This is a genomic window from Agrobacterium sp. ST15.13.013 (genome assembly GCF_027956525.1).
Taxonomy (GTDB): Bacteria; Pseudomonadota; Alphaproteobacteria; order Rhizobiales; family Rhizobiaceae; genus Agrobacterium; species Agrobacterium salinitolerans.
In genome coordinates this window covers 1-12,565 of record NZ_JAQKGP010000001.1, presented here as the reverse complement: position 1 = coordinate 12,565, position 12,565 = coordinate 1, and the positions used below count along the sequence as shown (strand labels likewise).

General features: G+C 50.9%; 13 protein-coding genes. 11 read left to right on the top strand and 2 right to left on the bottom strand.

Translation table 11 applies throughout. From position 1 onward, the window contains the following. The first annotated feature begins 115 nt into the window (after positions 1–115). The 11 genes from PL597_RS00065 to PL597_RS00015 all read left to right on the top strand — a co-directional run bounded on the left by PL597_RS00065 (position 116) and on the right by PL597_RS00015 (position 11,363). Complete coding sequence (locus PL597_RS00065) at positions 116–454, top strand: hypothetical protein (RefSeq protein ID WP_416372227.1); 339 nt, start codon at positions 116–118, stop codon at positions 452–454. 1 nt (position 455) lies between these two features. Next, the gene (locus PL597_RS00060; RefSeq protein ID WP_271364332.1) at positions 456–1,019 is read left to right on the top strand and encodes a phage adaptor protein; all 564 of its coding nucleotides are present in this window, start codon (positions 456–458) and stop codon (positions 1,017–1,019) included. Next, on the top strand, positions 1,010–2,524 hold the full coding sequence (locus PL597_RS00055; RefSeq protein WP_271364331.1) for a hypothetical protein: 1,515 nt from the start codon (positions 1,010–1,012) through the stop codon (positions 2,522–2,524). The genes PL597_RS00060 and PL597_RS00055 overlap by 10 nt, the downstream gene beginning before the upstream one ends. Before the next feature lie 301 nt (positions 2,525–2,825). Further along, positions 2,826–3,062: a hypothetical protein gene (locus PL597_RS00050; RefSeq protein WP_271364330.1), complete on the top strand. Its 237-nt coding sequence runs from the start codon at positions 2,826–2,828 to the stop codon at positions 3,060–3,062. A 156-nt stretch (positions 3,063–3,218) separates the two neighbouring features. Continuing rightward, complete coding sequence (locus PL597_RS00045; protein WP_271364329.1) at positions 3,219–4,613, top strand: hypothetical protein; 1,395 nt, start codon at positions 3,219–3,221, stop codon at positions 4,611–4,613. 2 nt (positions 4,614–4,615) lie between these two features. After that, on the top strand, positions 4,616–5,962 hold the full coding sequence (locus tag PL597_RS00040) for a hypothetical protein (protein WP_271364327.1): 1,347 nt from the start codon (positions 4,616–4,618) through the stop codon (positions 5,960–5,962). Then, entirely contained in the window at positions 5,962–6,819 is an 858-nt protein-coding gene (locus PL597_RS00035; protein ID WP_271364326.1) for a hypothetical protein, read from the top strand. Before PL597_RS00040 ends, PL597_RS00035 begins: the two co-directional genes overlap by 1 nt. A 3-nt stretch (positions 6,820–6,822) precedes the next feature. Continuing rightward, positions 6,823–8,946, top strand: a complete 2,124-nt coding sequence (locus PL597_RS00030; protein ID WP_271364325.1) for a hypothetical protein — start codon at positions 6,823–6,825, stop codon at positions 8,944–8,946. Positions 8,947–8,985: 39 nt separating this feature from the next. Continuing rightward, positions 8,986–9,768, top strand: a complete 783-nt coding sequence (locus tag PL597_RS00025; protein WP_271364324.1) for a hypothetical protein — start codon at positions 8,986–8,988, stop codon at positions 9,766–9,768. A gap of 690 nt (positions 9,769–10,458) precedes the next feature. Next, the gene (locus tag PL597_RS00020; protein WP_271364323.1) at positions 10,459–10,782 is read left to right on the top strand and encodes a hypothetical protein; all 324 of its coding nucleotides are present in this window, start codon (positions 10,459–10,461) and stop codon (positions 10,780–10,782) included. Positions 10,783–10,913: 131 nt separating this feature from the next. After that, positions 10,914–11,363: a hypothetical protein gene (locus PL597_RS00015; RefSeq protein WP_271358732.1), complete on the top strand. Its 450-nt coding sequence runs from the start codon at positions 10,914–10,916 to the stop codon at positions 11,361–11,363. Here the strand turns inward: PL597_RS00015 and PL597_RS00010 are convergent. Together PL597_RS00010 and PL597_RS00005 are read right to left on the bottom strand one after the other, a co-directional pair. Then, a complete protein-coding gene (locus PL597_RS00010; RefSeq protein WP_271364322.1) occupies positions 11,360–11,824 on the bottom strand; it encodes a lysozyme in 465 nt (154 codons plus the stop codon). The two genes, PL597_RS00015 and PL597_RS00010, sit on opposite strands and share 4 nt — an antisense overlap. Positions 11,825–11,863: 39 nt before the next feature. Beyond that, positions 11,864–12,232: a hypothetical protein gene (locus PL597_RS00005; RefSeq protein ID WP_271364320.1), complete on the bottom strand. Its 369-nt coding sequence runs from the start codon at positions 12,230–12,232 to the stop codon at positions 11,864–11,866. Between the last annotated feature and the right edge of the window lie 333 nt (positions 12,233–12,565).

The following is a 12,565-nucleotide window of genomic DNA, read 5'->3' as shown; positions in this document are numbered from 1 at the left end:
AAATAATCATAAATTCAAGGAACGACTAAGAGCCTCTTCGGAGGCTCTTTTTTATGCAAAATCTCTCAAATTCAAGCCGCCGCTAAATACGTCAATAGACATTTTAGAGGCATACTTGATGGGCAATTTTCAAGCTGGTGATTTGATCCAATCCGGCTCAATCGTATGGGAAGATACTCCCGATTATACGGTCACTTTGATCCGAGACGGTGACAAAATCATTGTCAAAACCGATTATAAAAACATTCAGGCAATGCTCGATGCAAACGCTTCAGAAGCTGCCGATTTCAATCAGACTGGCAAACATTCTGATGTCGTGAAAGTCGCTGGCATTCCGATTGGATTGTATTTCGATTGGAAACGCGAAGGCATTACCGACGATCCTGAAGCGATGAAACGCCGTCTCAATGACGCTGATTATGCAAAGTTTCGCGTGAACAATTGGAGGCTCTGATTTGACCTACAATGAGTTCATGGACCTGATTAAAAGCTACACCATCCGCGATGATGCACCTATTGTCAGCTTCATCCTTCGTGCTGAAAGTCATCTTCGCCCGATTGTTCGCCACTATCGTTCTGAAAAAACGATTGTCCTTTCGATCAGCGACGACATTGCCGATTTGCCTACTGACTTCATCGAAATTCGCTCCATTACGGGTATTGCGAAGCGATACAGACCGGTTTCCATCAACAGTGCCACGCTGACTTCTGATGAGGTCGGCTATTATCGTATTGCCGGAAAACTGATCTTTGCCGGTCAAGTCGAAGATACCGTCAAGCTTACCTATTATGCAGCCTTCACACCGTTGACTGAGACGAATTCGAACTGGCTCTTCGACAATTTCCAGAACGTCTACATTTCAGCCGTTCTCAGGGAATTCTACCGTTGGGAAAAGGATGCCGAAGGCATTGCTTCCGAACAGGCTGCTTTGAACGAAGCTCTCAGCGTTCTTGCGGAAGATGACAGGCGCGGTCGCATGACTGGCTCCATCACGCTTGGTGGTCCTACATGGCAGTAATCGACCAGCCCTTCGCGTCTTGGACGCCCGACCTTCCAGCACTTGGAAACGCGGGGTTGGTGAAGGCGCATAATGGAACGCCGGGGCGCGGCTCATTTGCGGGTGGTGTCACTTTCTTTCCGATGAAAGCAGCCAGTTTGTATTCGTCCACAGCGATGGCATCTCGCCCGCTCGGCACAGCCATCGGTCAAAACGCATCAGGCGATGCCAAAGTTTATGGTGGTTGTGCCACGGCGCTGTACAAGCTCTCGCCGTCTACCCGTCAATGGACGAACATTTCCAGATCAGGTGGCTACACGACTACGGGCAAAGAACGTTGGAAGTCTGTGGAATTCGGAAGCCTGCAAATCTTCACCAACTTCAGCGATGAACCCCAATTCATCGACATGAATCAGGACATCCAGTTCGCCAATTTGACGACCCTTGTTAAAGGGAGACATATTGCGACGACCAAAGGTTTCACCATTCTCGGGAATACCTATGACGCTCTGGACGGTGCTGTTCCTTACCGCGTTCGCTGGAGCGGAATCGAGTCACCTTCCGATTGGGCTTTCAATCCCTCCACTCAGGCAGATTTCCAAGATATTCATGGCTCTGGTTCGATCATGGGTATCGTCACCGATGATCAGTGCTGGATATTGCTTCAGCGCGGCATTGTTCAGATGCAATACATAGGTGCCCCTTACGTTTTCAGCTTCACAGACCGTGTGGTTGGAAAAGGCTGTTCTGTTTCTGAATCCGTGATTTCCGTCGAAGGGCGACATTTCTTCCTGTCTGATGATGGGTTCTACATGCTCAATGGCGGTAGCCTCACACCTATTGGAGCCGGTCGGATTGATAAGTGGTTCCTGCAAAATGCCGATCCCGACAAACTGCATCTTATGTCCGTAGCTGCCGATCCCCGAGAAACTCTGATTTACTGGTCATTCTGCTCGGTTAATTCTCCGAACGGTCATCCAGACATGATGCTGATATTCAATTACGTCACGGGCGAGTGGACTACCGCTGATGCGACAGCGGACATGATCTTCAATGCCATTTCCCTGCCGTGGACGATTGATCAGTTGGACGCCTATGGAACGTTGGATAATGTTCCAGCTTCTTTTGATGACCCTATTTGGTCGGGCGGCAAGTCCATGCTTTGGGCGATGAGCGATGGGGGCGCTGTTTATTCGTTCTCGGGTCAAACGCTCGAACTATCCATTGAGACACCTGAATATCAGCTTGCAAACGTCCTTCCCAATCAGACTGGTGCTGACATCGCATCTGTTTCGAGAGCAAGACCATTGTTTGAAGGCAATGGAACGGCTCGGGTTCAGGTAGGAACTCGCAAGCTTCTTTCCGATCCAATCCAATGGTCAAATCCCCAAGATACAAATGCCGAAACCGGTTTCGCTTATTTCCGGGAAAAGTCACGTTTCCAGCGGTTCCGTATCAATATCTCTGGTGATTGGAAGACTGCATTTGCTGTTCAAATCGACGGGCAGACGGCGGGAAAACGCTAAATAGCGTAATGGAAAGAGTCTACGATCATACGAATACACGACAGATCACGAGTGTTTTGAATCAAATTGCCAGTCAGTTTGATAATACCGGTTCTGTGACTCTGACGAATTCAGCCACGTCAACAACGGTCACAAATCCGAAGATAAACAGCCAGAGTAAAATCTTCCTTCAGGCGAGAACGATTGCTGCTGCGAATGCTCTCAATTCAACGTTCATTTCAGCGATCAATAGCGGCTCTTTTGTAATCACGCATGCCGCTGCGACGACCGTTAGAACATTTGATTATGTGGTGTTCAACGTATGATGCAGATGGGTTTCACGGAAGAAGAATATACTAGGGTTCGTGGTTGGCTTTTATCTGCATTTGAGCGGACACCAGCAGTATTTAATGAAGCTGAAATGCTCGAAAAGCTGCGCAAGAACGAATGGCATCTTGTCACGGCTGATCGCTCTGCATGTGTTTTGGAACTGTGTAAATATGAGGGAGAATGGATTGCCAACGTTCTGCTTTTAGCCGGGGAAAAAACAAATCGCTGAAAGAAATAATGCATTGCCAAGTCGTGCTTTGTCGGTTCCTGAAAGATCAAGGATTCACAAAACTTGTCGGAACACCCCGTCCCGAATGGCATAAACTAATCCTGAAAAATGGCTTCGAAAAACAAGAAGAAGAATTCATAAAGAGGCTTTAAACCAATGGCATCAACTCCCAAGACAACCACTACCACTTCGACTACTGAACCTTGGTCTGGCGCAAAAGGATATCTGCTTGACCAGTATTCGACGCTTGACAATCTCTATAAGTCTGGTGCACCGCAAGCGTATCAGGGTTCGCTTATCGCTGATCAGTCTCAGGCTACGAAAGACGCTCTGGCTCAGGCGGAAAATATCGCTCGAAACGGCAATACATCCACGCTGACCAATGCAACGAATGCCGTAAATTCCGTGATGAACAGCAATGGCAATCAGCAAGCACAGAATACCTATTCTCAGCTTCAGAATACTGCTGGCTTTTCTCCCAATCCGACGAACGACATGGCGAGCAAGATTGCCAATGGACAGTTTGCGACTGGGCAGGCATCGAACAACCCGGCAATGCAGTACCTTCAACAGACTGCTTCGGGCGCTAATATCGGGAACAATCCGTATCTTTCTCAGATGGTTTCGAACCAGCAAGACCAGATCGCCAATAAGCTGAAGAACATCACCAATCCCGGCATTGATAGTCAGGCGGCTGCAATCGGTCGTATGGGTTCCGGCGCTTACGCCACTCAGCGTAATAATGCGGAAACGGCTGCTGCCAATGAAATGGCGAAGGTTGCGACTGACATGTACGGAAACCAGTACAATCAGGATGTCTCGAACCAGATGAATGCAGCGAATGCCTATGGCTCGCTCTATAATCAGGACATCGCCAACAATCAAAACCAGCAAGCGAATGACCGTTCCTACCAGCTTTCCGGTATGAACACGCTCAGCAACAACTACCAGAACAACATTTCCAACATGCTCGGCTTGAACGATCAGAAGCTGAATGCGGCGAATGCTTCTGTTGCGGCAGATTCCAGTTTGGCTTCTCAAAAGCTCAATGCTGCCAACATGGCTGGTCAGACGTATCAGAACCAGTACCTGCCTTCTCAACAATTGGCGAATGTCGGGGCAAGTCAGGATTCTCGTCTGGATGCTCTCAAGGCGGCTGAAATCGGTTCTTGGGATCAGCAGCAACAGCAGCCAATTATGAATGCAGCGAATTTCATCAACCTGCTCAATGGCGGCGGCTACAACAGCACGACCTCGCAGACGCCGGTTTATTCGAATACGGGTGGTCAAATCCTTGGCGGCTTGTCGTCGCTTGCTGGCTTGTTTGCCCTTTGCCAAGCGTCTGAAAAAGTCCTGCATAAGCATGTTGGTTTCATGCCGCTGACTAATGGTGATCGCCTCGCAATCTACGAATTCACCTACAAGAACGACCCTGATCAACAGCTTTGGTATGGACCAATCGCGGAAGAAGTTGATCGAAAGACGGACGCCGCAATCGAAATCGACGGAAAGCTCCATGTTGATGTGAACAAACTCATGGAGGCAGCGTAACAATGGCTGGTGCATTTGATTTCCTTTTCAAAAAGAAAACCAACGGCGAGAACGATCTAAAAGCCGTTCTCAGCCCTGAAGAGGCTAAGAAGGAAAACTTCCTTTCGCAGTTCCTGCCGGAAGACGCCGATAAGCGTCAGTCGCTTGCCCAAAGCCTTTTGTTGGGTGGCGCTGCAATGATGGCGGCTGGTGGTCCTTCTGAGAAACCGACAAACCTTCTGTCTATTGTTGGGCAGGGTCTCGGCAATGGCGTGGGCGCATACAACGCGAACATGGATGGCATTGCTGATCGCCAGACGAAAGGCATTACCAATCGAGCCAATCAGGTGAAGCTCCAGAGCGTGCAGGATGCACAGAATCGGGCTGCGACCTTCGTTGAAAAATACAGCTCGCCTTCCGAGAACGGCTATTCGATTGAGGCGCTTTTCGCCCTTCATCAAATGCAGCTTGCCAATGGTGATGATGCTGGCGCTCGGGAGACGCAAGGGCAAATCCAGAAATTGCAGCAGCATGCCGCAGACAATGGAATGGTCCTTGGGGAAGATGGTTCTTATCGGCTTGCGGATGGTTATGGAAAGAGCATCTTCGATACGAAAAAGGCGGAAAGCCTTGGTTCGGCTGTTGGGCAGAATGCGGAAATTACTGCCGATCAGAAGGATTATCGGTTTGGCGTCGAAAATCCTGATTTCCGAAAATACGAATTTACGAAAAAGAACGACACGAACATCAACGTCAATACGGCTCCCAAAGACGGCAAAATCTTCGAAGAATTCATTGACGAACGTAAAGGCGCAACTTCCGCAGTCGCTGGTCTGAAATCGAACTTCGAAGCGCAGAATGCAATTCGGTCGGGTGCAATTACCGGTGCCATGGCTGATAAGCGGCTTTATCTCCAGAAGGTCGGCGCATTGCTCGGCGTGGCTGACACGAAGGAAATTCAGAATACTGAAACTTTCCAGAGTGCCGTAGCTCCAATGGTCGGCGCGATGATCAAGGACATCGTTGGTTCTGCCAACATCTCCGATAGCGACCGCGCATTTGCAGAGAAGGCGGCAGGCGGCAATATCAGCCTTGATGAAGGCTCCATTTTGCGCCTGCTCGAAATTCAGGAAAAGGTCGCGAAAGACAAGATCGCCACCTACAGTTCTCGGGTTGATGCCATCTATCCTGATACGCCCGAAAACGAGAAGCAACGCGCATTTCTCAAGGGCGGCATTGCTGTTCCTGAAAAGCGGTCTGCTGTTGAGGCAGTCGTGGTTGATAGTGAAGCAGGTTATGAAGCTGTTCCGGCTGGTAGTGCCTATCGTTTCAGTGATGATCCGCCCGAGATGGTTCGGAGAAAGCGCTGATGGTCAATTACATCCGTTATGCCAATCAGGGAGCCACGCGTAATCGTGAGCTTTCTGACGAACTTCTGAAGCGGCTTGGCTATCTGGAAAACATGGGTGTCACAGCCGAAGTCTTCTCAGGTGGACAGCCTGGAATCGAGGAAGGCGGAAGTCGCGTTGGTTCCACCCGGCATGATCATGGCGGCGCAGCAGATGTCTTTTTCTATAAAGACGGCAAGAAGCTGGATTGGGCGAACGATCAGGATCGCCCGATCTTTCAGCAGATTGTCAGTGAAGGCAAAGCAAACGGCATTACCGGCTTTGGTGCCGGTCCCGGCTATATGCAGGCAGGTTCCATGCATATCGGCATGGGTTCGCCGGGGGTTTGGGGTGCTGGTGGTAAAGGTGACAATGCGCCGGAATGGCTGAAAACCGCCTACAATGGCGCTCCATCCCAAACCAAGCCCGATATTGTCTCGGAAGTGATTGCTGCTGCCGATCCTGCATCAGTGCCAAAACAAATCCCCGGCACACAAGTTGTCGCTTCCGCTCAAAAGACGGAAGAGCCGAAAAGCCGGAATGGTGTTCTGATCGATGCTTACAATAAGCTGACTGGTTCTGACGTTCAGGTTGGTGACACCATTCTCGGCATGGACACCGATAAAGTGACCAAAGGCTTTAGCCAGATCGGTGATTTCGCTAAGACCCTCGCAGAACAGGACGCCGCGCTAAATAGCCAAATACAGGCAACAGCAAGGGCGCAAGGCGGTCGTATTGGGGGCGGCAGTCCCGTGGAAATAGCCGTTCTTTCTTCGTTGCCAGAACAACAGCGCAAACGCCGGGGCGGTCTCTCCGGGCTTGGAGGCTTCACGCTTTAACATATGGACGATTGGAAGAAGAAAATTATTGAGCGCGATGGCGGTGCCATTCCGGATTGGAAGCGCAAGATCATCGAGAAAGACAGCGGCACCAACGTTTTCGAATATGCTGGTCCCGATCCTCGCGACCTTTCTAACGATGCGGGCGATGCACCTTGGAATGTCCGTATGGCGGTTGGTGCTTTGGATAAGCCCGAAGACCGTCTGAAGGCGCTTCAGAAGACATATCCCGACGCAAAACCTTATGGCGACGACAACTTCATTTTTACGGATGAGAACGGCAGGACGCGTCTTTACAATCGCGAAAGCTGGTTTCCGTCTCTTGGCGACTTCGCGTCTATCGCGCCGGAAATCGGTGAAACCGTTGGCGGCGCTGTTGGTGGTGTTCTCGGCGGTCTCGGCGGCGGTGCAGTTGGTTGCGCCGTTCCTGTTATTGGAACAGGCGTTGGTGCCTTTGGTGGCGCGGTAACTGGTGCTGGTGGCGGTTCTGTTGCCGGTCGTGAAGGTGTCCAGCGCGGCTTGAACTGGTTGTTCGGAAACGAAGACACTCGAACCGGTTCTGAACAAGCTGCCGATGCTGCAAAAACATTTGCACTCGGTGCGGCTGGCGAAGGTGCCGGTCGTGCGGTTGGCGCTGGCTGGAAAGCAGGTAAAAACGCCTACAAGAAGATGCTGGTCGGTGAAGTTGACGATGTTGCCAAAGCTCAGGCGAGATTGGCAGACCTAAACGCCATTGGCGCTGACAATCCACTTCCCGGCATGGTGAACGGTAATCCCCGCACGTCAAAATTTGAACATGCTCTTTCTTCGCTTCGAAACGGAGACGAGATTCAGAAACGCATTGATGATGCTCATCAGGCGATGGACGGCGAATTCGACCGGATTGTATCGGGAACAGGAACTGCCAGAACGCAGGCTGAACTTGGGGAGCTTCTCAAGGAACAGGCAAAGGCTGCAAAACAGGCTGGCTTCCAACGCTCCAATCAACTCTATGACCGCGTTGGCGAGAAAGTGACCTCTCCCGCCGTCATCGACAACACGTCTTCCTTTTTGAAGAAGCTGAAGGCGGATCGTGAAGCTATGGGCAGTTTCGACAAGCGTGCAATCGGTTCTCAGACTGACAGCGTGATTGATGATGCGACGGCTATTCTGGAAGATGCACAGAACGGCATGACTTTCGATCAGCTTCAGAAAACTCGAACGATCATTGGTCAACGGGCGAAAGACACAGACGACAAGGTTCTTTCAGGTCATCTCAACAGTTTGTACGGCGCATTGACTGCCGACATGGAAAAGACGGCTCTGGCGTCTGGTGAAGATGCAGCGCAAGCATGGCGCAAAGCCAACAACCAGTATCGTCGCCACATGGACCCGGTGAAAGGGTTCGGGAAAGGCAGTGTTGCCGATAAAATTATCCAAGCTCCCGATACCGACAAGATTTGGCAATTCGCGACCGAGACGACCAATAAGGGCGGAAACCGCATCGCACAAATTCGCAGGACTGTTGAAAAATCTGAAGGTGGCAAGGACGCATGGGCTGATGTTGTTTCCAGCAGCATCGAGCAGCTTGGCAAATCGACGGACGTTGAAGGCGTTGAGCAATTCAATTCCACCATGTTCCTGAACAAGTGGTCGAGAATGTCTCCAGAAGCCAAAGATGCCATTTTCAAGGGAACGAAGAACCAGCAATACCGACAGGATTTGGACAGGCTTGCACGTATCTCCAACAACATGAAGCAATATGCCCGGGGTGCGAACCATTCAAATAGTCAGACGCACAAACAGATGCTCGACAACATCAATCCGTTGGACAAGAACAACGTGCTGACTTCCGCGCTCGGTATGGCGGCGGGTGTTGAACCGATGTCCGCACTTGCCATTGGAGCGGCAAAAGGTGCTGCAAAAGCAGGAGCAAACAAGCTCTTCACCAATAGTCGCATGGCACTTTTCAAGAACCCGGAAACAGTCGCGTGGCTTGCCGATATTCCCAAGGCAGAGATGCAAAAGGGCGGAATGCAGGGGCACATGAAGAAGCTCGTGGAAATCCGCAAACGTACTTCTGATCAGGCGGTGGCAACTGCCATTGCCGACTACTTCCGTGATCTTGGCTACGAAGACGACCAATAACCTAAATAAAATCAATAATAATAAGAGGGCGAAAAGCTCATGACAGACCTAATTTCTTCCGATTGGAAAGAGCTTGACGCGGACAACAGTCAGCCTTCTCCGAACGGCGTCCAAGGCGGATACAGTCCTTCCCAATTAGCGCCAATCATTCGATCAATTCGCGGTTCGCTGAAGCGCTTCTATAATCAGACCAATCCCGTTTACACTTCGACTGGCGCAGTTAACGCTTACGTTCTGACGTTTGAGGCTCCACTAGCCGCCTATTCGAAAGGTATCATCTACCGATTTTGGGCACACGCGACAAATACCGGTGCGACAACTCTGAACATCAATTCCCTTGGTGCACGGGCTATCGTATCGAGAGTTGACGGTTCGCCATTAATTGCCGGGGCTATCGTCACCGGTCGGATGGTTGAGGTCGTCTACAATGGCACGGCTTTTGAACTGCTCAGTGTCGCCTTTACCCCTGTTCAGCAAGGCACTGGTCCCAATCAAGGAAGCGCGAAAATTTCGCTCGGTATGAGTGCCAGTAATCGCCTTCTTATGCAGGCAGACAACACTGACTTCGGTGACACGTTGCCGATCAACATCAACGGTAACGCGACTACGCTCGCCGGATATGCGCCTTCTGCTCTTCCAATTTCCACCGCAACCCAAGCTGCTCTCGATGGCAAAGCAACTACTGCCCAAGGAGCAAAAGCGGATACTGCAGTTCAGCCGGGTGCTCTAGGTAATTCCGCCAGCAAAAATTTTTATTATGGGACCGCTGTACCTGCATCCAATTTTGGATCGGAAGGCGACATCTATTTCAGGTACGAATAATGGGCGAAACTTACGTTCAGGTGGCAAGCGCTCCCCGTAAAGTCGTGGATGCGTACAGGAAAATTAATGGCGTTTGGCAACCCTCCACAGAGTTGTACGCGAAGCTGCCGGGTTCCGGTATTTTAAAACACGTATTCTCAAGTGAAATTGTCGTCACAATCACAAGCAACCGAACTGACCTAATCTTGGGTAACTTGTTCACGACTGCCCAATGGCAGTCCAGCGCACGTAAGAGAGTGATTATCAGTTCCGGTGTCGTCGTTACTGGATCGACTGCCGAGTGGGCATTGGCTGCCCAGAATGGTGGGCAAGCAACTGCGACTTGGGGCGGAACACTTACGCTTGAAAATTACGGCTCGATCCAAGGGCGCGGCGGTTGGTACAATGGTGGGCGTGGTGGACATGCCATCTATCCCGATAGCGGTGTCGCTTGGTCTAAGAAGATGCTGGTCGATAATTTTGGCTCAATCCTTGCTGGCGGCGGGGGCGGTGGTCGCGGAGGTGACGGTGGCGGCGGGTACTGGACACAAGAATACTTCGAGGGTCCGGCATATGACGGCGCTAACTACGTCTGGCGAGCAAACTACACGTCAAATGTCGCAGGTGCGATTTGGGGCGGTGCGGACAAGGGCGGGGTTGGTAATGGTGGTGCCACGGAGTTCGACGGCAATGACGGTTGGAGGTATTACCGTGGCAACTATCGTGACTCGCCAATTTTCAACATCTCAAGATACGAACTTTCGCGTCGGCGTTGGGAAGGTAGATGGACAAATGGTGGTGCTGGCGGAACAGGTGGTCGCGGTCAAGGCTCCGATGGTGGAGCAACCGGCAGAAACGGCGGTGGTGCGCCCGGCACAAACGCTGGATGGGGCGGCTACGGTGGCTCTGGTGCTGGATGGGGTGGTTATGGTGAAAACGGTCAAGCTGGCGGCGGCGGTAACAATGGCGGTGGTGCAGGCGGTCAAGCCGGTGGTGCACCCGGAACCGCGTATCGCACCGCTATCGTTCAAATGAACAACAAGGGCACTGTTGCCGGACTCGTCACTTAACTAAAAATCCAACTAAAGTTGTGGTCGGATATTCGATTCAATTGCCTTCCCCTTGAAAATGCATACAAATGCTGTTGTCTATTTCTCGGGGGAACTATGAAGAACATGTTTATTGCTGGCGTCGTGCTTTGCGCGATGCTCTCAAGCTGTGCCACCACCAGCGAAATGCCACTTGCACCTAACGCGGTGCGACTGGACACCAATGCGAGTGGTTTGATTTTCACGAGCGCAGCCGGTGCCATCACCATGAAAAAAGCGGCTGAAGCCACAGTGAAACGTGGATACACCCACTTCAGGCTTGATCAGGTCGCCACCGCGCAGGGTTCTCGTTTCGTCGGAATGAATACAAACACCTATGGCAATGCTTCTGCGAACGTCTACGGCAACACCGCTTACGGCACGTACAGTGCAAACACCTTCAGCACGCCGATGTACGCGCCGACAGCACAAATCGGCGTGACGGTCGTCATGTTCCATGCAAATGAAGCTGGAGCAAAGGGCGCATTCAACGCTGCCGAAGTGATCAAAAAGAACGGTAAGATTTAGCCCGCTCTGAACAGGTCGAATTCTGCCTGCCTTCGGATGGTCAACCCACGCAAGGGTGTGAGAACGCCTTTCACCCTTGCCTTGTCCCATTGCAGCCAAGACTTCCCGATTTCTGTAATCGGCGCTTTGCCGTTGATCTTCTTCAGAAGAGTTGAGCTTGATAGCGCGCCAAGCCCGAGATTGAACGCGAACGATACGAGCGCGCCGAACTGGTTGTCGGTCAATGGGACTTTGACCAGCTTTGCCACGCCTTTCTCGAATCCAGCCAGATCAAGGGCAAGAAGCCTATCAGCTTCGGTTTGGGTGATTGTCTTGCCGCGCTTCACATCAGCCAATGTGACTGTCTTGGTATGTCCGTATCCGATGGTCGGAATATTTGCGGGGCAGAGATAGGCTTTGAGTTTGCAGCCTTCAGCATTACGGATAATCTGAAGAGCTTTTGGGGATGTTTTGTTGTTCATCCATTATGTAGACGAACACGACACCCCGGCTTTTTCCGCTTAGTGAAGGGTAGGCTTTCTTAGCGCTGACTTTGTCCGCTTCTTGTAGGGACGGCGATTGCGAGACTGTTCAGCATCGGTTGCCCAACGAACATTGCCGGGTTCATAGCCCTTATTGTTGTCGATACGATCAATGGAAAAATCGGCTGATGGGCGAAGACCCACTTCACGGGCGAAGGCTTCAAAGCTCTCGAAATGGCAAAGAATGCCTCTACCGCCATAATCGGGATAGCGCGGGTGGTTTTCATGGCGGCAACGAGCAAGGATATTGATGTAGCAACGATAAAGGGAATATTTCTCAAAATCTTCAGACTTGCTGAAACCGTGCTTCTTGCTGTTAAGTCCATCAAAGTAATTGTTTAAATCCATTAGTAAATCTCCTGTTTTTGAATTCAGGAGTATTTAGAAAATTACGGATTTCTGGATTTTGGTGCTGCGCAGAGCCTTGACAAAGAGCCTGTTAGAGCGGTGAGGAATGCTACAAGAAAAATGACGGACTGCTACAATTTTGCCGTTGACAGCCCGACAGAAATAATTGATTTTATTCACTAATTCGACATATCAAAACAGGATTGGCGTTTCTCGTGGACACCAAATTTTCCTTGTCCAGACCGGAGACATAGGTAACAGTTTGTACCTAAGACATAGGTGACAATCTCGTGCCGAACGGATTGTCGATTGTTTGCAGCGTTCTCTGTTCCA